The organism is Jiella avicenniae (genome assembly GCF_021390325.1).
Lineage (GTDB): Bacteria > Pseudomonadota > Alphaproteobacteria > Rhizobiales > Rhizobiaceae > Jiella > Jiella avicenniae.
The window spans coordinates 155,807-178,672 of sequence record NZ_JAJUWU010000008.1 but is presented as its reverse complement, the minus strand read 5'-3'; the positions used below and the strand labels follow the sequence as shown (position 1 = coordinate 178,672).

The window sequence follows — 22,866 nt, the reverse complement described above, 5'->3', positions numbered from 1 at the left end:
TCTCTGATCGCGGGCGGAACCGCAGCATTGGCGACGGTTGACGAAGCCAGGCCGGCTCCGTAGGTTCCAGTTTGGAAGAATTCAAAACTGGCGCTGCCGTGTAAGGGCGCTTTCTAGTCCTTTCGGGGACGAAATTTCAAGAAATTTGCGTCGGCGATACGAGACGACCTCTGCGAGTTGAGATGACCGGGCGCCGCGAGCGGATCTATCTGGACCACAACGCCTCGGCACCGCTGCTGCCCGAAGCCCGGGACGCGGCGGTGGCTGCGCTCGACCTCGGCAATCCCTCCTCGGCCCACCGCGAAGGCCGCGCGGCCCGTGCCGCCTGCGAAGAGGCCCGCGCGTCGGTGGCACGGCTGATCGGCGGGGCAAAGGGTTCGATACCGGCCGAGAACGTCGTCTTCACCAGCGGCGCGACCGAGGCGGCGGCGCAGCTTCTCTCGCCGCACTGGCTCGTCGCCGGCCAGCCGGTCGAGATCGCGCGGCTCGCCGTCGTCGAGACCGATCATCCGGCGACGCGGGAGGGCGGCGCCTTCGCAGCCGAGGCGGTCACGCGGCTGCCGGTCGACCGGAACGGCATCGTCGATCCCGGCGCGCTGGCGGCGTTCGTCGAAGCGGCCGGGTCGGTCGGCCCAGCGATGCTGGCGGTCTCCTGGGCCAATTCCGAAACCGGCGTCATCCAGCCGATCGAGGCGATTCGGGCGGTGCTGGAGGCGCGGCGCGGGGACCATCCGGTGCTCGTGGTGCTCGACGCCGCCCAGACGGTCGGGCGCATCGCCGTCGATCTCGCCGCCACGGGCGCCGATGCGATCGTCCTGTCCGGCCACAAGATGGGGGCTGCGAAGGGCGTCGGCGCGATCGCGCTCCGGAGCCTCGCCACGCGCCCCTTCGCGCTCCTGCGCGGCGGTGGACAGGAGCGCGGCATGCGCGCCGGGACCGAGGCGCTGCCGGCCATCGCCAGTTTCGGCGCGGCGGCCGGAGCCGCGTTTGCGCGAGGCACCGGGGCCGGGGAGCGGCTCGGCGCCCTGCGCGATCGCCTGGAACGGGACCTGCTGCGGCGCCTGCCGGAGCTCATCATCCTCGGAAAGGACGCCGAGCGGCTTCCCAACACGGCCGCGATGGTGCATCCCGGCGTCAAGGCGGAGACGGCGCAGATCGCCCTCGATCTTTCCGGCATCGCCGTATCGGCCGGCTCGGCCTGTTCGTCCGGCAAGGTCGGGCCGAGCCATGTCGTCGCAGCCATGGCGAAAGCGGGACTCGACGTCGATCCGGCGCTCGGCGCGATTCGCGTCAGTTTCGGTCCCGAAACCAGCGAAGGGGCTCTCGAACGGTTCGTTTGCGAGTATGAGAAGCTGGCCCTTCGGGCGGTCGCGAGAACGGGATCCGCAGCCGCCGCCTGAGCGCTTGCGATTATTTGGAATGGCACTAAAAACGCGGCCATTCGAGACTTATCTTGACGAGCGGGAGCAAGTTTTCCCAATCGTATCACCCGACCACCGGACCTTGACTCCGGCGAGTATGGAGCGAGACGTATGCCTGCAGTCCAGGAGACCATCGACCAGGTCCGACAGATCGACGTCGACCAGTACAAATACGGCTTCGAGACGCTGATCGAGATGGACGTCGCCCCGAAGGGGCTGAACGAAGAGATCATCAAGCTCATCTCGGCCAAGAAGGGCGAGCCCGACTGGATGCTCGCCTGGCGGCTGGAGGCGTTCGAGCGCTGGAAGACCATGGAGAGCCCGGACTGGGCCCGCGTCGACTATCCGCCGATCGACTATCAGGACATCCACTACTACGCCGCGCCGAAATCGATGTCCGGCCCGGCCTCGCTGGACGAGGTCGATCCGGAGATCCTGCGCACCTACGAGAAGCTCGGCATCCCGCTCAGGGAGCAGGAGATCCTCGCCGGCGTCGTCAAGCCCTCGGAGGAGGACGTCACCGAAGACGACGATCGCCTGCCGGCGCCGAGCGGCCGCGTCGCGGTCGATGCGGTGTTCGACTCGGTCTCCGTCGCGACGACCTTCAAGAAGGAGCTGCAGAAGGCCGGCGTGATCTTCATGCCGATCTCCGAGGCGATCCGCGAGCATCCGGAACTGGTGAGGAAATATCTCGGCTCCGTGGTTCCGACGTCGGACAATTTCTTCGCGACGCTGAACTCGGCCGTCTTCACCGACGGGTCCTTCGTCTACGTGCCGAAGGGCGTCCGCTGCCCGATGGAGCTGTCGACCTATTTCCGCATCAACGAGCGCAACACCGGCCAGTTCGAGCGAACCCTGATCATCGCCGACGAGGGCGCCTACGTCTCCTATCTCGAAGGCTGCACCGCGCCCCAGCGCGACGAGAACCAGCTTCATGCCGCCGTGGTAGAGCTCGTCGCGCTCGACGATGCCGAGATCAAATATTCGACCGTCCAGAACTGGTATCCCGGCGACAAGGACGGCAAGGGCGGCATCTACAACTTCGTCACCAAGCGCGGCGACTGCCGCGGCAGGAACTCCCGCATCTCCTGGACGCAGGTCGAGACCGGCTCGGCGATCACCTGGAAATATCCGTCCTGCATCCTGAGGGGCGACAACTCGCGCGGCGAGTTCTACTCGATCGCCGTGTCGAACGGCCGCCAGCAGATCGATTCCGGAACGAAGATGCTGCATCTCGGCAAGAACACGACGAGCCGCATCATCTCCAAGGGCATCTCTGCCGGCAATTCCAACAACACCTATCGCGGCCAGGTGATGGCCAACCGGAAGGCGACCAACGCCCGCAACTTCACCCAGTGCGACTCGCTTTTGATCGGCAACGACTGCGGTGCGCACACCGTGCCCTATATCGAGGCGAAGAACGCGACGGCCCAGTTCGAGCACGAGGCGACCACCTCGAAGATCTCCGACGACCAGCTGTTCTACTGCATGCAGCGCGGCATCCCGGAGGAGGAGGCGATCGCGCTGATCGTCAACGGCTTCGTCAAGGACGTCATCCAGCAGCTGCCGATGGAGTTCGCGGTGGAAGCGCAGAAGCTGATCGGGATTTCGCTGGAAGGCTCGGTGGGGTGAGTGTCAAACGATCGTCATCCTCCCCCTCGTGGCGAGGATCTACTGGGGTTTCACAGCCAGAAGCGTCACCGAATGAGACGCCAGTAAGACGGTTCATCGCCTCATCGGCAGTAGATCCTCGCCACGAGGGCGAGGATGACGGCGCCGGAAGGGAGGCGGAGGCGCCTCGACATAGGCTAACCGTCATGCTTGTGGCGACGACGTGATGTCGTGACCGGCTTCGTCTACATGATGTCGGACAAGCCGCGAGGTGTCGTCTACATAGGAGTGACGAGCGACCTTACGGGTCGCGTCTGGGAGCATAAAAGCGAGGTTCATAAGGGCTTCACGTCGCGATACGAAGCGAAGCTTCTCGTCTGGTTCGAGCTGCACCCGAACATCGTCCTGGCGATCCGGCGGGAAAAATCGCTGAAGCGTTATTCGAGGGCGTGGAAGATCAATCTCATCGAGGGGCTCAACCCGACATGGCTGGATCTTTACGAGCGGGTGGGCGAGATCGAAAATGTCTACATGCCGCATCCGAATTCGCGGGAGTGGTTGGATTACAATTAGGGGCCGACGGTTTTGAGTTGAGATGGCGGTGGATCCTCGGGACAAGCCCGAGGATGACGCCGCGGTGGGGTTGAAGGGCGCGCATCAGCCGCTCCGGTTCGTCATCCTCGCCCCTGTGGCGAGGATCTACCGTCCGTGCCGGATCAAAAGCACTTGCCGGGGAACGGGCGGGCGATCGGTTGCGTAAACATGAGAGGCCGGGGCAATGAGCATTGATTTATCACCACGCTACGCCCGCCTTCGCGAGATCGAGGACCGGATCGAACAGGCCCGCGAGGCGGTGGCGATGGCCGAGGGTTCGATGACCGACCCGGTCGTCGCCGACGAGATCGAGGCGCTGCAGGCCGAACGCCAGGGGCTCCTCGCAGAGATTGAAACCGCGGATGCTGCCGATCCGGCGCGTCCCGACGACCACACGAACGAACGCTAGAGACGAAAAGAAACCATGCTCGAAATCAAGAACCTCCACGCCCGCGTCGCCGATGAGGGCACCGAGATCCTCAAGGGCGTCGACCTGACGGTGAAGGACGGCGAGGTCGCGGCGATCATGGGGCCGAACGGCTCCGGCAAGTCGACCCTGTCCTACATCCTCGCGGGCCGCGACGACTACGAGGTGACCGAGGGCGACATCCTCTACAACGGCGAGTCGATCCTCGAGATGGACCCGGCCGAGCGGGCCGCCTCGGGCGTGTTCCTCGCTTTCCAGTATCCGCTGGAGATCCCCGGCGTCGCGACGATGACGTTCCTCAAGACGGCGATGAACGCCCAGAGGAAGGCGCGCGGCGAGGCCGAGCTGATGACGCCGGAGTTCATGCGCCGGGTCAAGGCCTCCGCGGCGGAGCTGAAGATCGACGCCGAGATGCTGAAGCGGCCGCTCAACGTCGGCTTTTCCGGCGGCGAGAAGAAGCGCGCCGAGATCCTGCAGATGGCGCTGCTCGAGCCGAAGCTCTGCGTCATGGACGAGACCGATTCCGGCCTCGACATCGACGCGCTGAAGATCGTCGCGGACGGCGTCAACGCGCTGCGCGGGCCGGAGCGCTCCTTCCTCGTCATCACCCACTACCAGCGCCTGCTCGACTACATCGTGCCGGACACGGTCCACGTCCTCTACAAGGGCCGGATCATCAAGTCCGGGGACAAGGACCTCGCGCTGCAGCTCGAGAACGAAGGCTACGGCCAGATCATCGGCGAGGCTGCGTAATCATGAGCGTCACCGAACTGAGACCGAGAACCCCGGCCGAGACGGCGCTGGTCTCGCTGGCGGAAGCCACCGGCAGCGGCGAGGACGCGCGCCGCGCCGCGATCGAGGCGCTGCGTCGCGAGGGTCTGCCGCATCGGCGCATCGAGGCCTGGCACTATACCGACCTGCGGAACCTGATGGGACGCCGGCTCGGCAAGGATCAGGCGATCGAGGCGCTCGCCGCGAAGGAAGCCGGCGAGGCAGAAACGGTGCTCTCGCCGCTGGTCGCCGGTTCGACGGTGGTCGATCTCGACGCGCCGGAGCGGGCGAGCGCGCCAGAGGGTGCGACGATCGTGGCCGGCGACGAACTCGCCGACTGGCACGAGAGCCCGAACCATCTGGACCGGCCGGTCGACACGGTGCGGCTCGTCAACGCGGCCTTCGGGGCCCGCGCGGCGACGCTCGCGGTCGCAGCCAAAACCGAGCTTGCGGCGCCGATCGAGCTGCGCAGCGGCATCGGCGCGCAATCCCATTCCGCCGTCAGAGTCAGCGTCGGCGACGGGTCGAAGGCGACGTTCGTCGAGCGCGTCGAGGGCGGTGGCTCGCCGGCTCCCTCCAGCGCGGTGTCGCATCTGTCGATCGGCGACGGCGCCGAGGTGCTGTGGGTCATCGATCAGACGAAGGGCGAGGCGGCAGCCCATCTCGGCCAGCTCAACGTCTCCGTCGGCGCCGACGCCACCTTCAAGCTGTTCCTGCTCAACGCCGGCGGGCAGCTGGTTCGCCAGGAGGTCCATGCGGTCACCCGGGGCGAGGGGTCCGAGATCGTCATGCGCGGGGTGAACCTTCTCGAAAAGGACCAGCATGTCGACGTGACGACGACGCTGCGCCACACCCATCCGAACACCACGGCGACCGAGACCTTCCGCAACGTGCTGATGGGCGGCCACGGGGTCTTCCAGGGGATGATCAAGGTCGCGCGGGAGGCACAGAAGACCGACGCGAAGATGGCCTGCAACACGCTGCTTCTGTCGGAGGATGGCGATTTCTCGGCCAAGCCGGAACTCGAAATCTTCGCCGACGACGTGCAGTGCGGCCACGGCGCCACGGCGGGCGAGATCAACCAGGACCATCTGTTCTATCTGATGTCCCGCGGTATTCCCGCGGCTCAGGCGAAGGCCCTTCTGGTCAAGGCTTTCGTCGACGAGATGGTCGAAGAGCTGGAGATCGACGAGGCCCTGGGCGAGGCGCTCACGGCCAAGATCGACGCCTGGCTCGAAAAGAGCCACTGAGGCGCGGCCCCGTGACTGCCTCCGTAACCCTCGATCACTGCGTGATCCACGTCTCCGACTGGGATCGGTCGGAGGAGTTCTACCGCGAGGTCATGGGCGCGGAGATCATCCACGAAGACGTCGGCTTCGCCATCCGTTTCGGCGAGCAGCAGCTGAACTGCCACGGCCCCGGCAAGGATGCGGTCCCGCTGGCGCGCCGGCCGGTGATGCCGGGCAACAGCGACCTGTGCTTCCGCTGGCATGGTCCGATCGCCGGCGCGGCCGAGCATTTGGCGGCGAAGGGCGTTGCCGTCGAACTCGGTCCGGTCGAGCGCCGCGGTGCTCTGGGAAGCGGACGAAGCGTTTATTTCCGCGATCCCGACGGATCGCTCATGGAGTTCATATCCTATGACGGCTGAAGCCAGACTGCGGGATCCGCTCGGCTACGACGTCGAAGAGATCCGTGCCGACTTTCCGATCCTGTCGAAGGAAGTCTACGGCAAGCCGCTGACCTATCTCGACAACGGCGCGTCGGCCCAGAAGCCGAAGGCCGTGCTCGACGCCATCATGCGCGCCTACAGCGAGGACTACGCGAACGTCCATCGCGGCCTGCACTATCTCTCGAACCGTTCAACCGAGGCCTTCGAGGACGCACGCGCCAAAGTCGCGGCGTTCCTGAACGCAGCGTCGGCCGAGGAAATCGTCTTCACCCGCTCGGCGACGGAATCGATCAATCTCGTCGCCTATGGCTTCGGCATGGAGACGATCGGCGAGGGCGACGAGATCGTCGTCACCCAGATGGAGCATCATTCCAACATCGTGCCGTGGCACTTCATCCGGGAGAGGAACGGCGCCAAGCTCGTCTTCGTGCCGGTCGAGGACGACGGCTCGATCAGCGTCGAGGCTTTCGAGAAGGCGATCACGCCGAAGACGAAGCTGATCGCGACGACGCATATGTCGAACGTCCTCGGCACCGTCGTCGACGTCAAGGCGGTCTGCGCACTGGCTCGCGCGAAGGGCATTCCGACCCTCGTCGACGGCAGCCAGGGCGCGGTTCACCTGCCGGTCGACGTGCAGGACATCGGCTGCGACTTCTACGTCTTCACCGGCCACAAGGTCTACGGGCCGACCGGGATCGGCGTTCTCTACGGACGTCAGGCGATGCTGGAGGCGACGCGGCCGTTCAACGGCGGCGGCGAGATGATCGCCGAGGTCACCGAGGAGGGCGTCACCTACAACGCCCCGCCGCATCGCTTCGAGGCGGGCACCCCGCCGATCGTCCAGGCGATCGGCCTCGGCGCGGCCCTCGACTACATGGCGAGGGTCGGCCGCGAGAAGATTGCCGCCCATGAAGAGACGTTGCGCGCCTTCGCCCATGAGCGCCTCAAGGACATCAATTCGCTGCGGATCTACGGCGAGGCGCCGGGCAAGGGAGCGATCGTCTCCTTCGACCTCGAAGGCATCCACGCCCACGACGTCTCGATGGTGATCGACCGCGAAGGCGTCGCGGTGCGCGCCGGCACCCATTGCGCGCAGCCGCTCTTGAAGCGTTTCGGAACCACCTCCACATGCCGGGCTTCGTTTGGTATGTACAACACCCTGGCCGAGGTCGACCGACTGGCTGAAGCCCTCGAAAAGGCGCGGCGCTTTTTCGCCTGACGCCCAAAGCGAGAAGACGACACCGATGACAGACCGAGCCGAAACCACGACCAGCGCGCCGGCACCGAACGAACTCGCCCCCGCCGCGCCGACGGACGACACCGCGGCGGCCAACATGGCGATGGCTTCGGGCAGCGAGGCTGCTACGGCGATCCCGGCCGAAGAGCTCTCGCGCCTCACCGACGACATCGTCGGGGCGCTGAAAACCGTCTACGATCCGGAGATTCCGGCCGACATCTACGAGCTCGGCCTGATCTACAAGATCGACATCGACGACGAGCGCAACGTCGACGTCGAGATGACGTTGACTGCGCCGGGCTGCCCGGTCGCCGGCGAGATGCCGATCTGGGTCGAGAATGCCGTCGGCTCGGTGGACGGCGTCGGGCAGGTGAAGGTCGAGATCGTGTTCGATCCGCCCTGGACGCCGGAGCGCATGAGCGAGGAAGCCCAGGTCGCCGTCGGCTGGTTCTGAGGGGGGAGGCGGATATGGCACCGCCGCTCGCCGGGCTTCTCGAAACCTGCCTCTATGTCGACGACATGGCGCGGGCGAGCGGCTTCTACCGGCGGCTCCTCGGGCAGGAGCCCCTGTTGGCGGAGCCGCGGATCACCGTCTTCCGGCTGGCGGATGGGACCGTCCTGATCCTGTTCCAACGCGGCGCGACGCTGGAGCCGGTCGAGATACCGGGCTCGGGCGCGATTCCGCCCCATGACGGCAGCGGACCGCTGCATTTCGCGCTGGCGATCCCCGAAGGGTCCGAAGATCGCTGGCGCCGGCATCTCGCCGAAATCGGCGCTGCCGTCGAAAGCGAGGTGGACTGGCCGAAGGGGAGGGGCCTCAGCCTCTATTTTCGCGATCCGGACGGCCATTGCGGCGAACTCGCCACGCGGCGCTTGTGGGAGCGCATTTGACCTCGCCATCGCGGCACGGCGCTCGGACCCGTTCGTGGCTCGAAGGTCGTCCGACCGGTCGAATCGTGCAGTTCGTGGCGATCCGCCCCTCCGCCGGCTCGCTCGGCAACGGCCCGGTGCAGCGGAAAAGGTTGCAGTCTCCCGTCCAAATTGCCATTTCTTTAACCGTGATCAAGCTCGCATCCAGCTTTGTCCGGCACCTTCCGCTTCGGCATCTTGCGGCTCGGAGCGGGTTCGCTAGGTGACCACGTAATTCTCGAAGACTGAAAGGAGCGATCCCATGGGCCGTTTCACCGTCATGAGCATGACCAGCGCCGCCGCCGAGCGGATCAAGGGCATTTTGGCCGCCAGCGACATGGCCGCGCAAGGCGTCCGCGTCGGCATCAAGAAGGGTGGCTGCGCCGGCATGGAGTACACGATCGACCTCGCAGGAGAAGGCCGGGCGAACGAAGACGTCATCGAGCGGGACGGCGCCAAGGTGTTCGTCGCGCCGGAAGCCGTGCTGTTCCTGCTCGGCACCGAGATGGACTACGAGGAAACGGTGTTGCGGTCCGGCTTCGTGTTCAAGAACCCGAACCAGACCTCCGCCTGCGGCTGCGGCGAATCCGTCGAGTTGAAGCAGGCCGACCTCGCGGCCATGGCCGCCGCACAGCAGGCCGGCTGAAGACTCTGCTGCGGAAGGAGCCGGAGGAGACGGGAAGGCGATGGACGAAGAGTTCCTGCGCGATCTCTTCCGTTCGCTGAATCAGATCGCGATTCGCCGGCTGTTCGGCGGTCAGGCGATTTACAGCGAGGGCCGCATCGTCGCCCTCGTCATCGGCGGCACGCTTCACCTCAAGGGCGATCCCGAGAGCGAGGTGGTCTATGCCGAAGCCGGTCTCGATCGCTGGACCTATGCGCGGCCGGGCAGGGCAGCGGTGAACATGCCGTATTGGCGATTTCCCGAAGACGCCTATGACGATCCCGACGAAGCGGAGCGATGGATCGCGGTGGCCGATGCCGCCTCCCGGCGCGTCGCCACCCAGGCGGAAGGAAAGCCCGGCCGAAAGACCCGACACAGGTCGACCGGCCGCTGACCGCCGCATTTCAGAACACCGGCGGGCGTTCGCAGCGTGGCCGGAGGGACCGCCGTCGACGGGCCGACGCGTCTTGCGTCCTCAGCTGCCGGCATCGCGTGCCATGGCGGGTTCGACGAAACTTCCTCCCCGGACGACGAAAAAAGGGTGGATCGGCCTTCGATCCACCCTCAAGTCTTCAGGCATTGCCAGTGCATCGGCCCGTCACGTCCAGTCGCCGCGCCATTCGATCCTCTCGGCCGCCCGCAGGGCCTCGTCCCGCGACAGACCGACGTCCCTGAGCTGATCCGCGCTCAACGCCAGCAGGTCCCGCCGCATCTTCCTGCGCCGTCCGGCAGCCCGGACGACGAATAGCGCGCCGGCGACCATCGAGCGCAAGCTGCTCGACAGTCCGGGCAGGGCGTTCACCCGATCCTGCGTCCGCGCGACCCGCCGCAGCGGACGAGCCTCGATCTGGGCGATACGGGCATGGTGCATTGTCATGGTGACATCTCCTTCGATTGCACCCATGATGTAATGTCGCTCTTGTACGCCGATCGAATATGCTTACAATGCGATTTTCAGCATGGTGACAAAGAGAGGCGTTAGGGTGACAATACAATTCGACATCTCGCCCGACGAGACTTCGCCCTTCTATCTCCGTCTGGCCGACGCGATCGAGCGGGCGATCGTCGAGGGCGTGCTGAAGCCGGGTGACAAATTGCCCCCCCAGCGCGATATCGCCTTCGACCTCAAGGTCACCGTCGGGACGATCGGCCGGGCCTACCAGATCGCCCGGGAGCGGGGCCTGACCACCGGGGAGGTCGGCCGCGGGACCTATGTCCGGCAGATCGATGCCGAGTCGGAGAAGCCCGAGGCCCGACAGTTCCTGACGAATGCCACCGCGGATTCGCTGCCCGGCCAAGAGAGCGACGACGTCAAGCTCGACTCCACCTCGGCGCCCATGGTCGGACAGGCGGAGGACGTGGCGTCGACCTTCGCGGCCGTTCTGCAGGATTCGACGGCCAAGGCGCTCGATTATGTCCGCGGCGTCCCGCAGGGCTGGCTGGAGGCCGGTGCCGCGTGGCTGGAGACGGGCGGCTGGACGCCCGAGGTCGGCAATGTCGTGCCGACGCTGGGGGTCAATGCCGCGATTCAGGGGATCATTGCGGCCGCCACCCATCCCGGCGACCGGATCGTCTTCGAGGACCTGTCCTATGCATCCGTCGCACGCGCCGCGACGATGATCGGCCGCATGCCCGTTACCGTGGGCATGGACGACGAAGGCATAATTCCGGAAGAGCTGGATCGCTGCGCGGCGCGGCAGCACCCAAGGATGATCTTCCTCATGCCGGCGGTGAACAATCCGCGCGGCACGACGATGTCCCTGCGACGCCGCGAACAAATCGTATCAGTTGCACGGCGGCACAATCTGCTGATCGTTGAGGACAATATTTACGGCAAGATCACGCCGGTGGACATTCCGCCGATCGTCTCTCTGGCCCCCGAGCGGACCTTCTTCGTCGGCGGACTGTCGAAAAGCGTTTCGGCGGGGCTGCGGGCCGGCTGGGCGAGCTGCCCGCGGGGCCAGTCGGTGCGTGTGACCGTGGCCCACAATCAGCTCACCGGAGGCCGGCCGTTCCTCAACATGGAGGTCGCCGCGCGGCTGGTGCTCTCGGGCAAGGCCGAGACGATCCGCCAGGCGGTCATGGGCGAGATCGCGGCGCGCGGTGCCTTGTTCGACGACATCTTCCAGACCCGCACGGCAGGGCGGGCCGCAGCGGCGGTGCCTTATCGCTGGGTCCCGCTGCCGGCGCCCTGGACCTCGCCGGCCTTCCAGCTCGCGGCGCGCAACCACGGCATCCGGATCGACGGCGAGGACGAATTCCGCAGCGTCAGAGGCGATCATGCCCATCATTCGGTCCGGATCGGCCTCTCCGCCGTCGCCGAGCGCGAAAGGCTGGCGAATGCGCTGACGATCCTCAAGGGCCTCATCGACAGCGGCAGCATCTCCTACATGAGCGTCGCCTGAGCGGCCCGCCTCCGGTGTCTCCGGGGAAAATCGGCGGGCTCCGCGGTCCGCGGGCATGCTTCGGCCGAACGCCGCGGCGCTTTGCAGCGTCCGGCCGCCGCGTTAGAAACGTGACGGGGCTGCCGGGAAGGAGAACATCGCGTGTCTCGCACGATCTTCGCCATGCTGTTGAGCGCCGCCCTCGTCTGTCACACGCAAGCGAGGCCCGCGGCCGGCCCCGAGATGGAAAAAAACCCGCCGTCGGACGCATCGGCGACCGGAGCCGGCGAGGCGCCGGAGCGGGATTTGATCCTGGCGGCAGGGCCGGCCTCCTCTTCCCCCGCCGGCCCGCCGCGGCAGACCCGCAAACCTGCCGGTGCTCTCGGCGCAGACGGCTACAGGCTGCTCGCCCGGATCGGGGCCGAAGGCGGACCCGATGGGACATCCGCCGGTGTCGTGGTGCTCGAACTGCCCCGGCCCGCGCCCAATCCCGGCCCGCAGCGCGACATCGACGTGAGGAAGCTGGCTTCGGGGCCTGATCTGGAATCCGTCATCGCGACGGTCCCGGCCATCGGGCCTTATGATCGCACCCTCGGCGAGCCTTGTCGCATCGACTGGATCGATCGCTGCGCATGGATGCCGGAGACGCTCGCCGACGGGCTCTACGATTCGCTGCGCGAGGCGGGCGTCGAGCCTTCGCGGCACGAAGAGCCCTATTTCTACGTCTCGCGCTTCGGCCCGGCGGATCGCATGATCATCTCGCGGACCGCCCGCTTCGGCGATGGCAGTCTCTCCCTCGTCAACGCCGTCGCCGACCGCGACGGAACGATACAGAAACTCTTCACGATCCCGGTGTCGCGGGACGTCCAAGGCTTCGAGGCAGGCGAGGCGGCAGCCACCGTCGCGGTGCTTTCGGCGAGCGAGGGCGAGGACGGGGCGATCTATCTGACCATCGACACACCGAGCCGCTGCGGCGACAGGGCGCGGCGGGCCGGACTGCTGGTCAAGACCGACGCCGAGTTCTCCGCGGTCGACTGGGTCTCACCCTTCAACGTTTCCGACACCAACGTCGCCATCAGGGGCGGGAGGATTTATGCGGCGAGCGGCGGCAGCTGCGAGAAGGACTATCTCTACGAACTCGACGCGGCGACGGGCCGGGTCACCGCCCGCAACGTCCTGCCGACGGCGGCGGACTTCCTCGTCGGCGCCGGGGACCATCTGCTGATCGATCTCTACGAGGGCGCCGAGGCCTACGGGTTCCGGTAGGAACGGCCGCGTCAGGTCGCGCCGGTTTTGCCTTCGATCGTGTGGACGCCCCGATAGATCTCCGCCAGCGGCAGCGAGACGCCGAGAGACGGGACGGCGACGCTGCCTTCCGTCAGGACCTCGGCGGCCTCCGGCCAGCCTGCCGGGGTGCGTTGCCAGACCCAGAGGCGGGGCTCGTCCTGGGCGGCGATGACATAGGTGTCGAGGTCGGCGAGGCCGAGATATTCGAGCCGTTTGCGATTGAAGTCGATCCTGGCGGTGGACTCCGACAGCACCTCGACGATCAACACCGTGCGCTCGGAGATCCGCCCGGCGAGATCGTCGTTCGAGGGCTCCACCAGGACATCGGCGAATCGGATCGAGCGGGGACCGGTCCGGATGGCGAAATCGCCCTGCGTCACCATATATTGTAAGCGATCGATCCGAGACTGCAGACAAAAGTCGAAATTGCTGACGATGCGGGCATGGGCGCGCTTGACGAAGGGCATCATGATGGGCGTCCCGTCGACGAGTTCGTAGTGGTCTTCGTGGGTGTCCAGCCAATCGAAGAACTCGTCGATCGTCATGTTCGTCGGCAGATCGTCCCGCCGATGCGGGTCCACAAGCGAGCTCATGGTCGGCTCCGTCGTCGTCGCGTTCGCCACGATAGCAGAGTATCGCGGGCTTCGCAGCATCAAACCGGCCGCACGGACGTGCTGCTCGGGGCGGCGAGCTTGAACCCGCTGTCGCTTTCCTCTAGCCAAATCCGACGCCATTTCGCACCGATCCGGACACGCCCATGACCATCGTCGACACCCGCACGCCCGATCCGAAGACCTTCATCTCCGGCGCCACCGGAGACTGGGAGATCATCGTCGGCCTCGAGGTCCACGCCCAGGTGACGTCCGAGGCCAAGCTCTTCTCCGGCGCCTCGACCGGCTTCGGCGCCGAACCCAACTCTCATGTCAGCCTCGTCGACGCTGCGATGCCGGGCATGCTGCCGGTGATCAACGAGGAGTGCGTGAAACAGGCGATCCGCACCGGCCTCGGCTTGAAGGCTGAGATCAACCACCGCTCGGTCTTCGACCGGAAGAACTATTTCTATCCCGATCTCCCGCAGGGCTATCAGATCTCCCAGTACAAGGATCCGATCGTCGGCGAGGGCACCGTGATCGTGTCCGTCGGGCCGGACTCCAAGGGCGAGTTCCAGGACATTAAGGTCGGCGTCGAGCGGCTGCATCTCGAGCAGGATGCCGGCAAGTCGATGCACGACCAGCATCCGACCATGTCCTTCGTCGACCTGAACCGGTCCGGCGTCGCGCTGATGGAGATCGTCTCAAAACCGGACATGCGCTCGGCCGACGAGGCCAAGGCCTATCTCACCAAACTGCGGACCATCCTGCGCTATCTCGGCACCTGCGACGGCAACATGGACGAGGGCTCCATGCGCGCCGACGTCAACGTCTCGGTGCGCCGCCCGGGCGGCCCCTTCGGCACGCGCTGCGAGATCAAGAACGTCAACTCCATCCGCTTCGTCGGTCAGGCGATCGACTCCGAGGCGCGGCGCCAGATCGCCATCATCGAGGACGGCGGCGTCATCGACCAGGAGACCCGGCTGTTCGACCCGGTGAAGGGCGAGACGCGGGCGATGCGCACGAAAGAGGATGCGCACGATTATCGCTATTTCCCCGATCCGGATCTTCTGCCGCTCGAATTCGACCAGGCCTATGTCGACGCGCTCCTGGAGGAGCTTCCCGAACTGCCCGACGACAAGCGGGCGCGGCTGATCAAGGATGCCGGCCTGTCGGCCTACGACGCCTCGATCCTCGTTTCGGAAAAGGCGATCGCCGACTACTTCGAAAAAGTCGCCGCGGGCCGCGATGCCAAGCAGGCGGCGAACTGGGTGATCAACGATCTCCTCGGTGCGCTGAACAAGTCGGGCAAGGAGATCGACGACACCCCGGTTTCGGCCGACCAACTCGGCGCGATCCTCGATCTCATCCGCGAAGGCACGATCTCCGGCAAGATCGCCAAGGACCTGTTCGAGATCGTCTGGACCGAGGGCGGCGACCCGAAGGCGATCGTCGAGAAGCGCGGCATGAAACAGGTGACCGACACCGGCGCCATCGAAAAGGCCGTCGACGAGGTGATCGCGGCAAACCCCGACAAGGTCGAGCAGGCGAAGGCGAAGCCCTCCATGGCCGGCTGGTTCGTCGGCCAGGTGATGAAGGCGACCGGCGGCAAGGCCAACCCGCAGGCGGTCAACGCGCTGGTGAAGGAAAAGCTGGGGGTGGAATGACCTTTTTCGTCCGCACCGCCAGCCGCAGCGATCTCCAGGCGATCTCGGACCTGCTCGGCGAGACCTGGCACGACACCTATGACGGCATCTACGGGCCGGCGAAGGTCGCGGAGATCACCGCCTCCTGGCATTCGGTGACGGCGCTCGAGCCGCGCCTGACGCGGCCGGAGTCGGAATTCGTCGTCGCCGACGACGGCACGCGGCTCGGCGGCGTCGCCTTCGCGGCGTCGTCCGATCCGGAGAAGAAGCTGGTCGTCCTGCACCAGCTCTATGTCCGGCCGCAATGCCAGCGTCAGGGCATCGGCCGCGACCTTCTGGACGAGATCGTCGACGCCTTTCCCGATGCCGCGCGAATTCGAATCGAAGTCGAGGCGGCGAACGAAAAGGCCATCCGCTTCTACGAGACCCATGGCTTCGCGGAGGTCGGCAGGACCGCCAATTGCGGCGCCGAGGACAGCGGCATTCCGGCGCTCGTCTACGAGAAGACGCTATAGCAAGCCGAGCGACCCGCAAACGGTTGTGCCAGGGCGATCACTCGAAGCCGGCGCCGGCTGGCACTTGCCTTCAGGTGATTGCCGCGGGTTGTGCGCCGCATGATGGACAGTCGCTCCCCGCCGATCCACATTCCTCAACCAGCGGAGCGATCCTCGTTTCGCCGCGGCGGGAGCGGCGGCATGCATTTGGTGAAACTCTATTTCCGCTTCGAGCGGCTGGTCGCGCACATCCTTCTCTTCGGTATGGTCGGCGTCGTGCTCCTGACGTTATGGAGCTTCTTGCGCGCGACGGGCCTCGCACTTTTCGATCTCGGCCAGCCCCTGGAATACTCCGCGTTTCAGACGCTGTTCGACCGGGTTCTGGCGGCGATCATCGCGCTGGAACTCGCCCATTCGATCCATCAGATGGCGCTCGGCGACCACCGGCTGGCGCAGGTCCGCACGGTCATCGTCATCGGCGTGCTGGCGGTGGTGCGGAAGCTGATCCTGCTCGAGGTCGACCACACGAGCGGCGCTTTCCTGGCCGGATTGGCCGCGACCTTCATCGCTCTCGGTGGATTGCTGGTGATGGTCCACTTCGTCGATTCCCGCGAGCAGAAGGACGCCAGGACGAGCGTCACGGGCGGAGGAGAGGAACGTTCGGCCTCGGATTGAAACGCCGCGCGCTGTCGGGGTTTCGATCTCGAATGCCGCACTGCAGGGCGGGTGGACATTTCCGGCCGCGGGACGCATAAGGAGCCGACTTGCGACGGATCGGAAATCCCCATGAAAGCATGGCTTCTCGAGATCTTCACCTGGTGGCAGAACCAGACGATCGGCACGCGTTTCCACACCTGGCGCTTCGGCAAGAAGGTCGGCGAGGACGAGTTCGGCAACCTCTATTACACCAATGCCGACGGCACGCGCCGCTGGGTGATCTACAACGGCCCGGCGGAAGCTTCGGCGATCCCGACCGGCTGGCACGGCTGGATGCATTACCGGGTCGACCAGCCGCCAAGCGAAGAAAGCTACGCTCCGCGCGAATGGCAGAAGGGCTTCGAGCCGAACCACACCGGGACCGCGAAGGCCTATCGTCCGTCGGGCTCGTTGCTACGCCCCGGCAAGGAACGCCCGCGCGTGACCGGCGAGTACGACGCCTGGACCCCGTGAGGAGCGGGCAGGGCGCGATGCGGTGATCAATCTGGCGCCGCATTCCGGGCCTAACCCTTCCGGCAGACGGGCGAAGCCTCGAAAGGCGTCGTCGAACGACTTGGCTGCGGTCGGCTTTCGGCCAGAGCCAGAATCCTCGGACCATCTATCCATCGTATGACGCGGACGAATTCCCGAATGATCCTGGCAATCGCCTTGGCCGCCTTGGTCATGCCGGGCGTTTCGGGCGCCATTGCGCAGGACGGCCAGCCCGATCCCCAGATGGCGACGCCGAAGCCGCGGGCCAAAAATCCGGTCGCGGTCTTTTCCGGCATCGACAAGATCACCGGACGGATCACCAGCTTCGACGTCTATATCGACGAGACGGTGCAGTTCGGCGCGCTGCAGGTGACGCCGCGGGTGTGCCTGACCAGTGCCGAGGGCGAGGCGGAGCGCACCGACGCTTTCGTGCAGGTCGACGAGATCACCCTTGACCGGAAGATCCAGCGGATCTTCTCCGGCTGGATGTTTGCCGATTCCCCTGGCCTCAACGCCGTCGAGCACCCGGTCTACGACGTCTGGCTGAAGAGTTGCAAAACCGACTCGGCCGTGCCCGCCCCGGCCGGATAGAAGGTCGCCGCCACCGACAGCGCCTGCCCGAGCAGCGCGTGATACTCGTCCCGCTCGATCTCGACGGCGCCGAACCGCGCCAGATGCGAGGTGATGAACTGGGTGTCGAGCAGCAGGTAGCCGCCGCGGATCAGCCTTTCGCTGAGAAAGGCGAGGGCGATCTTCGAGGCGTCGGTCTTTCGGGAAAACATGCTCTCGCCGAAAAAGGCGCCGTTGATCGAGACGCCATAGAGCCCGCCGACCAGCGCCTCGCCCTCCCAGCATTCGACCGAATGGGCGAATCCCTCTTTGTATAGTGCCAGGTAGAGATCGCGGATCTGCCGGTTGATCCAGGTCTTCTCGCGACCGGGCGCCGGCTCGGCGCAGCCGTCGACCACCGCCGCAAAGGCCGTGTCGACGCGGACCGTGAAAGGCGCCTTGCGGATCACCTTCTTCAGGCTGCGGGGCAGGTGCAGCCCGTCCAGAGGCAGGATGCCCCGCTCGGTCGGGTCGACCCAGAAGATCTGCGGATCGTCGCTCGCCTCGGCCATCGGAAAGATGCCGGACGCATAGGCCTTGAGGAGGAGTTCCGGAGTGATCGCCGGTGTCTTGCCGCGTCCCGCCATGCCCGCCTCAGCCCGTTGCCTCAGCCCGTTGAAGGAAAGACCTGCGCCGCCGTCACGAACGCCGACACGGCGCCATCCGCCGACGACGAAACGTCCCGATCGAGCGGACGCGCATGGGACAACACGTCCACGCTCGGCCGTCCGCGCCGCGAGACGCCCCATCGCCGAGAGACGGCAACCGCCTTGCCGTCGGGCGGTTGCAGACCGGGCGTCAGGCCCTGGCGTCGCCGGCCAGATATTTCTCCAGCCAGTGGATGTCGTAGGCGCCCTTGCCGACGTCGGCATTGTCGACGAGATCGCGAAACAAGGGAAGCGTCGTCTTCACGCCGTCGACGACGATCTCGTCGAGCGCCCGCCTGAGGCGCATCATGCATTCGGTGCGGTTGCGGCCGTGGACGATCAGCTTGCCGATCAGGCTGTCGTAGAAGGGCGGGATCGAATAGCCCTGATAGACCGCCGAATCGACCCGCACGCCGAGGCCGCCGGGCGCGTGGTAATAGTCGATCTTGCCGGGCGAGGGCGCGAAGGTCCGCGCGTCCTCGGCATTGATCCGGCATTCGATGGCGTGGCCGGAAAAGACGATCTCCTCCTGGGTCGCCGACAGTCCCTGGCCGCTGGCGACGCGGATCTGCTCGTGCACGAGATCCATGCCGGTGATCGCCTCGGTCACCGGATGCTCCACCTGCAGGCGGGTGTTCATCTCGATGAAATAGAACTCGCCGTTCTCGTAGAGGAACTCGATCGTGCCGGCGCCGCGATATTTCAGATCGCGCATGGCATTGGCGCAGATCGTGCCGATCCGCTCGCGCTGCTCCGCGGTGAGGGCAGGCGAATTCGCCTCCTCCCAGACCTTCTGATGGCGCCGCTGCAGCGAGCAGTCGCGTTCGCCGAGATGGATGGCGTTTCCGGCGCCGTCGCCAAAGACCTGGACTTCGATGTGGCGCGGCTTTTCCAGATATTTCTCGATGTAGACGGCGTCGTCGCCGAAGGCGGCACCGGCTTCCTGCCGGGCGGTCTGCAGCGCCAGCACCATGTCGTCGCGGGTCCTGGCGACCTTCATGCCGCGCCCGCCGCCGCCGGCCGATGCCTTGACGATGACCGGATAGCCGATCTCGTCGGCGATCTTCAGGGCCTCGCCGTCTTCGGTCACGGCGCCGGCCGAGCCGGGAACGACGGGAATGCCGAGCTGCTTCGCCGTGCGCTTGGCCTCGATCTTGTCGCCCATGATGCGGATGTGATCGGCGGTAGGCCCGATGAAGGTGATCCCGTGGGCGTCGAGGATGTCGGCGAAGCGGGCGTTTTCGGACAAAAAGCCGTAGCCCGGATGAACGGCGTCGGCGCCGGAGATCTCGCAGGCGGCGACGATCGAGGGAATGTTGAGATAGCTGTCGCGCGAGGGCGGCGGGCCGATGCAGACGCTTTCGTCGGCGAGCCGCACGTGCATCGCCGCGTTGTCGGCGGTGGAGTGGACGGCGACCGTCGAAATGCCGAGTTCCTTGCAGGCCCTGAGAACCCGCAGGGCGATCTCGCCGCGATTGGCGATGAGGACCTTCTTGACCATGAAGTTCCCCCTTACGCGATGACGACGAGGGCTTCGCCGTACTCGACCGGTTGGCCGTTCTCGACCAGGATCTTCGTCACCGTGCCGGCGCGCGGGGCCGGAATCTGGTTCATCGTCTTCATCGCCTCGATGATCAGCAGCGTCTCGCCTTCGGCGACCCTCTGGCCGACCTCGACGAAATGCTTGGCGCCGGGCGCAGCGGCGAGATAGACGGTGCCCACCATCGGCGAGGGGACGCTGCCGGCCTCGGGGCCGCTCGCCGGAGCACTCGGTGCCGGGGCCGATGCGGCGGCGGGCTGCGGCGCCGGCGCATGATGCTGCGGCGGATAATAGGCAGGCTGCATCTGCATCTGCATCTGCTCGATCTTGCGGGTCACGCGGACCTTCATCGCGCCGTTCTCGACCTCGATCTCGGTGAGGTCCGTCTCTTTCAGGATCGACGCGATTTCACGAACGAATCGCGGGTCGACCGTCATGTCTTCTTTGGGCATATTCTTCCTTGGCCGATTAGGACTGAGGGAAAGCGTGGACCGGGCGAAACCTGTCGCCGTCTGGCCCCGGCGCCGGACGCCTTCGCTTCCCCGACGATGCTCGACGTCCGGGCGGCCCGAAAGCAATGCGCAGGCAGGCCCGCCCGAGTTCCCGGACGACCGTGCCGCAAGGAACGGATATGTCCGGACGGTATCTCGACGGCGGCGATCGGCATCCTGGCTCTACGCTCACGGACGGGACGTTTCGACGTTGGCCGTCGATGTTCAGGACGCCGTATAAGGCCAAGCGCCTCTTTCGCAAAGCGCTAATTGCGAGCGGCCCGGCTCGCCCGCCGCATTTCAGCAGGCCGTGCTGCCGCAGGATCTGACGTTGGTGATCGCCGCCTGGAGGTTGTCGATCCCGACCGCACCGGGCAGGACCGCATCCTCGATGACGTAGCTCGGCGTGCCGTTGACGCCGAGGGCTTCCGCCACCTCCTTGTCCTTGGCGATGTCGGCGGCGATCTCGGGCGATGCCATCGCCGTCTTCAGCGCCTCGGCATCGACGCCGAACTCCGCCGCGACCGCGATCGCCCGCGCTTCGTCGGCGGTCCCGCGCGAAGCCAGCAGCTTGCGGTGGAAGTCGCCATAGGCCTCCGGCTTCAGGCTGCGGAAGGCCAGGCTGACCCGCGAGGCCTCGATCGACTGCGGCCCGAGTACGGGGATCTCCTTGAGGATGAAACGAACGTTCGGATCGGCTTTCAGGAGGGCGTCCATGTCGGAGAGAGCGTGCTTGCAGTAGCCGCAATTGTAGTCGAAGAACTCGACCACCGTGACGTCGCCCTGTGGATTGCCGAGCGCGGTGCCGTCGGGGCTCGAGAAGATCGTCGCGGCATTCTCTGCGATCGCGTCCTTCTGCGAGGCCGCCGCCTCGGCCGTGCGCTTGGCCTCGAGCGCGTTGATCGCTTCGACCAGCACTTCCGGATGGGTGACGAGATAGTTGCGGACGATCGCCTCGATCTCGCCCATCTGTTTGGCGTCGAAGGACTTCGCCGGCTCCTCGGCACGGGCCTGAGCGCCGAAGGCGCCGGCTGTCAGGATCGTGGCGAATGCCACCGCGGCGGAGCGTTTGAAGACCATCGGGGCGATTCCTTCGCGTCTGTTCGTTCGGCAAGTGGAAGTGGCGGACACCAATTTCCGGAATTGTGGCGTTTTGGCGGGTTCGGAGCGAGGCGCTCGCGATCTCATCGCGACTTGACCTTCAGGATGTCCTGGGCGCGGCGCCAGGCGGGAGAGCCGGGCTGGAGCTTGCCTTGCGCCCGTGCGGCGAAGACCTTCGCGTCGGTGAGCGAGCCCGCGTTCCAATGTCCCTCCGCCGTCGCGAGTTCGGCCCGCCCGACGTCGCCGAGGCGGGCATAGGCCATCGCCAGATAGCGGTAGGCGGCGGTGTTGATCGGATCGCTCTGCAGCCCGGCCTGGATCAGCTCGATGGCCTGCTTCATGTCCGCCCCGTTGCCCGCGACGACGAGCGCCTGGCCGATCTCGGCCTTGAGGAGGCCTGAATTGGAGCGGTCGAGCTTCGCCGCCTTGGCGAACGACGCGGCGGCTTCCTTGCCGCGGCCGGCCTCCAGGAGGATTTCGCCGCGCATCTCGTGGAACCACGGATTGTTCGGCCGCGCCGCGATCAGCCCGTCCATCTTGCGAAGGGCGCTCGCCGTCTCGCCGGCGAGGAACGTCGCGATGGCGTCGCCGTAGAGCGCCCCGATCCCGCGCGGATCCTTGACGAAGAGGCGGCGCACGTCGCTCATCCCGCCGGCATAGGCCGCGATCTTCGCCCGGGCGAGAGCGTGGCGCTCGGCGAGGGCGGGCGGATCGGTCCGGTCGTAAGGGGTGAGGCGTCTCGCCGCTTCCTCGACGGCGGTAACGCGGTCGCGCGGGGCAGGGTGCGAGGACAGGTAGTTCCGCCCCCGCGAACCGCTGAAGATGCTGCCGCGCTCCAGCGTCTGAAAGGTCTCGACGAGGCCGCGGCCCGACTGGCCGGTCTTGGCGAGAAACGAGATCGCCGAGCGGTCGGCGATGGATTCCTCCCCTTGCATGTAGTTGAGGATGGAGCGCTGGGCCGCGGCCCCGCCGCCGGAGATGATGCCGGCGCCGGCGCCGGCCGCGCCGCTGGCCCCGGCCACCGATCCGCCGATGGCCACTCCCGCGCCGAGCAGCGTCGCGGCGATCGCCATCACCTTGGCGCCTTCCAGCCGATCGCGCAGGCGCTGCTGATGGCCGCCCTTCAGATGGCCGATCTCGTGGGCGATGATGCCGATCAGCTGGTTCGGCGTCTCGGTGAAGGCGACGGCGCCGGTGTTGACGAAAATGCGGCGCCCGAGGACGAAGGCGTTGAAGTCGTTCGAATTGACCAGCACCGTCTCGATGCCGGAGCGCGACAGGCCGGCGGCCTTGAGCAGGGGGCGGGCATAATCGGCGATCAGAGTCTCGATCTCGGCGTCGCGCACCACCGGCAGATTGCTTCGCTCGCGTGCCTCGGCGACGGAGGGGAAGGGAGCGCCGGCGCCCGTCAGGACGAGGCTCGTCGTCAGGGCGAAGGCGCCGACGCACCGGGTGATGGAGCTGAGAAAACGTCGCATGTTCCGTCCTTTGTCCACTTCCGCTAGTGGACCCGATCGGCATCGCGTATCAAGCGCGCGACTTCAATCTTTCGTCAGCTTCGCCCCATCGGCGCGGCACAGTGGACT

26 protein-coding genes are annotated in these 22,866 nt (G+C 66.2%); 19 read left to right on the top strand and 7 right to left on the bottom strand.

The window, feature by feature from the left end; all coding sequences use genetic code 11:
- Positions 1-182 precede the first annotated feature (182 nt).
- The 12 genes from LZD57_RS09835 (at position 183) to LZD57_RS09780 (ending at position 9,697) form a co-directional block, all read left to right on the top strand.
- Positions 183-1,400 (top strand): cysteine desulfurase family protein, encoded by a 1,218-nt coding sequence (locus LZD57_RS09835; protein ID WP_233719437.1) that lies wholly within the window; start codon positions 183-185, stop codon positions 1,398-1,400.
- Between the two features lie 132 nt (positions 1,401-1,532).
- On the top strand, positions 1,533-3,053 hold the full coding sequence (gene sufB / locus LZD57_RS09830) for a Fe-S cluster assembly protein SufB (RefSeq protein ID WP_233719436.1): 1,521 nt from the start codon (positions 1,533-1,535) through the stop codon (positions 3,051-3,053).
- Positions 3,054-3,263: 210 nt separating this feature from the next.
- Positions 3,264-3,605, top strand: coding sequence for a GIY-YIG nuclease family protein (locus tag LZD57_RS09825; RefSeq protein WP_233719435.1), 342 nt, complete (start codon positions 3,264-3,266; stop codon positions 3,603-3,605).
- A 205-nt stretch (positions 3,606-3,810) separates the two neighbouring features.
- Positions 3,811-4,035, top strand: coding sequence for a hypothetical protein (locus LZD57_RS09820; protein WP_233719434.1), 225 nt, complete (start codon positions 3,811-3,813; stop codon positions 4,033-4,035).
- 15 nt (positions 4,036-4,050) lie between these two features.
- Complete coding sequence (gene sufC / locus LZD57_RS09815) at positions 4,051-4,806, top strand: Fe-S cluster assembly ATPase SufC (protein ID WP_233719433.1); 756 nt, start codon at positions 4,051-4,053, stop codon at positions 4,804-4,806.
- A gap of 2 nt (positions 4,807-4,808) precedes the next feature.
- On the top strand, positions 4,809-6,074 hold the full coding sequence (gene sufD, locus LZD57_RS09810; protein ID WP_233719432.1) for a Fe-S cluster assembly protein SufD: 1,266 nt from the start codon (positions 4,809-4,811) through the stop codon (positions 6,072-6,074).
- A gap of 11 nt (positions 6,075-6,085) precedes the next feature.
- Complete coding sequence (locus LZD57_RS09805) at positions 6,086-6,472, top strand: VOC family protein (protein WP_233719431.1); 387 nt, start codon at positions 6,086-6,088, stop codon at positions 6,470-6,472.
- Positions 6,462-7,712, top strand: coding sequence for a cysteine desulfurase (locus tag LZD57_RS09800; protein ID WP_233719430.1), 1,251 nt, complete (start codon positions 6,462-6,464; stop codon positions 7,710-7,712). The genes LZD57_RS09805 and LZD57_RS09800 overlap by 11 nt, the downstream gene beginning before the upstream one ends.
- 115 nt (positions 7,713-7,827) lie before the next feature.
- The gene (locus LZD57_RS09795) at positions 7,828-8,184 is read left to right on the top strand and encodes an SUF system Fe-S cluster assembly protein (protein ID WP_233719527.1); all 357 of its coding nucleotides are present in this window, start codon (positions 7,828-7,830) and stop codon (positions 8,182-8,184) included.
- 14 nt (positions 8,185-8,198) lie between these two features.
- Positions 8,199-8,621, top strand: a complete 423-nt coding sequence (locus tag LZD57_RS09790) for a VOC family protein (protein ID WP_233719429.1) — start codon at positions 8,199-8,201, stop codon at positions 8,619-8,621.
- A gap of 280 nt (positions 8,622-8,901) precedes the next feature.
- Positions 8,902-9,285: a Fe-S cluster assembly scaffold SufA gene (gene sufA, locus LZD57_RS09785; RefSeq protein WP_233719428.1), complete on the top strand. Its 384-nt coding sequence runs from the start codon at positions 8,902-8,904 to the stop codon at positions 9,283-9,285.
- Between the two features lie 40 nt (positions 9,286-9,325).
- Positions 9,326-9,697 (top strand): TfoX/Sxy family protein, encoded by a 372-nt coding sequence (locus LZD57_RS09780; RefSeq protein ID WP_233719427.1) that lies wholly within the window; start codon positions 9,326-9,328, stop codon positions 9,695-9,697.
- 204 nt (positions 9,698-9,901) lie between these two features.
- Here LZD57_RS09780 and LZD57_RS09775 read toward each other — a convergent pair whose 3' ends face one another.
- Entirely contained in the window at positions 9,902-10,180 is a 279-nt protein-coding gene (locus tag LZD57_RS09775; protein WP_233719426.1) for a YjiS-like domain-containing protein, read from the bottom strand.
- Between the two features lie 106 nt (positions 10,181-10,286).
- Between LZD57_RS09775 and LZD57_RS09770 the strand changes: the two genes are divergently transcribed.
- Together LZD57_RS09770 and LZD57_RS09765 are read left to right on the top strand one after the other, a co-directional pair.
- Positions 10,287-11,708, top strand: a complete 1,422-nt coding sequence (locus LZD57_RS09770) for an aminotransferase-like domain-containing protein (protein WP_233719425.1) — start codon at positions 10,287-10,289, stop codon at positions 11,706-11,708.
- A gap of 141 nt (positions 11,709-11,849) precedes the next feature.
- Positions 11,850-12,953, top strand: coding sequence for a hypothetical protein (locus tag LZD57_RS09765; RefSeq protein ID WP_233719424.1), 1,104 nt, complete (start codon positions 11,850-11,852; stop codon positions 12,951-12,953).
- Between the two features lie 11 nt (positions 12,954-12,964).
- Here the strand turns inward: LZD57_RS09765 and LZD57_RS09760 are convergent, their stop codons facing one another.
- Entirely contained in the window at positions 12,965-13,567 is a 603-nt protein-coding gene (locus tag LZD57_RS09760) for a Uma2 family endonuclease (protein ID WP_233719423.1), read from the bottom strand.
- Positions 13,568-13,731: 164 nt separating this feature from the next.
- Here LZD57_RS09760 and gatB point away from each other — a divergent pair, with 164 nt between their 5' ends.
- The 5 genes from gatB to LZD57_RS09735 all read left to right on the top strand — a co-directional run bounded on the left by gatB (position 13,732) and on the right by LZD57_RS09735 (position 17,483).
- Positions 13,732-15,231 (top strand): Asp-tRNA(Asn)/Glu-tRNA(Gln) amidotransferase subunit GatB, encoded by a 1,500-nt coding sequence (gene gatB / locus LZD57_RS09755; protein ID WP_233719422.1) that lies wholly within the window; start codon positions 13,732-13,734, stop codon positions 15,229-15,231.
- The gene (locus LZD57_RS09750) at positions 15,228-15,725 is read left to right on the top strand and encodes a GNAT family N-acetyltransferase (protein WP_233719421.1); all 498 of its coding nucleotides are present in this window, start codon (positions 15,228-15,230) and stop codon (positions 15,723-15,725) included. The genes gatB and LZD57_RS09750 overlap by 4 nt, the downstream gene beginning before the upstream one ends.
- A 180-nt stretch (positions 15,726-15,905) precedes the next feature.
- The gene (locus tag LZD57_RS09745; protein ID WP_233719420.1) at positions 15,906-16,379 is read left to right on the top strand and encodes a phosphate-starvation-inducible PsiE family protein; all 474 of its coding nucleotides are present in this window, start codon (positions 15,906-15,908) and stop codon (positions 16,377-16,379) included.
- Positions 16,380-16,490: 111 nt separating this feature from the next.
- Complete coding sequence (locus tag LZD57_RS09740; RefSeq protein WP_233719419.1) at positions 16,491-16,874, top strand: NADH:ubiquinone oxidoreductase subunit NDUFA12; 384 nt, start codon at positions 16,491-16,493, stop codon at positions 16,872-16,874.
- 261 nt (positions 16,875-17,135) lie between these two features.
- Positions 17,136-17,483 carry a DUF2155 domain-containing protein gene (locus LZD57_RS09735; protein WP_233719526.1) on the top strand — a complete coding sequence of 116 codons (348 nt, stop codon included), beginning with the start codon at positions 17,136-17,138 and terminating at the stop codon, positions 17,481-17,483.
- On the opposite strand, the gene aat is transcribed toward LZD57_RS09735, so the two are convergent.
- The 5 genes from aat to LZD57_RS09710 all read right to left on the bottom strand — a co-directional run bounded on the left by aat (position 17,423) and on the right by LZD57_RS09710 (position 22,758).
- Entirely contained in the window at positions 17,423-18,088 is a 666-nt protein-coding gene (gene aat, locus LZD57_RS09730) for a leucyl/phenylalanyl-tRNA--protein transferase (RefSeq protein ID WP_233719418.1), read from the bottom strand. The genes LZD57_RS09735 and aat overlap by 61 nt on opposite strands.
- Before the next feature lie 211 nt (positions 18,089-18,299).
- Positions 18,300-19,649, bottom strand: coding sequence for an acetyl-CoA carboxylase biotin carboxylase subunit (gene accC / locus LZD57_RS09725; RefSeq protein WP_233719417.1), 1,350 nt, complete (start codon positions 19,647-19,649; stop codon positions 18,300-18,302).
- Between the two features lie 11 nt (positions 19,650-19,660).
- The gene (gene accB / locus LZD57_RS09720; protein ID WP_233719416.1) at positions 19,661-20,140 is read right to left on the bottom strand and encodes an acetyl-CoA carboxylase biotin carboxyl carrier protein; all 480 of its coding nucleotides are present in this window, start codon (positions 20,138-20,140) and stop codon (positions 19,661-19,663) included.
- Between the two features lie 339 nt (positions 20,141-20,479).
- Positions 20,480-21,259, bottom strand: coding sequence for a DsbA family protein (locus LZD57_RS09715; RefSeq protein ID WP_233719415.1), 780 nt, complete (start codon positions 21,257-21,259; stop codon positions 20,480-20,482).
- A gap of 104 nt (positions 21,260-21,363) precedes the next feature.
- Positions 21,364-22,758, bottom strand: a complete 1,395-nt coding sequence (locus LZD57_RS09710) for a M48 family metalloprotease (RefSeq protein WP_233719414.1) — start codon at positions 22,756-22,758, stop codon at positions 21,364-21,366.
- Positions 22,759-22,866: the final 108 nt, after the last annotated feature.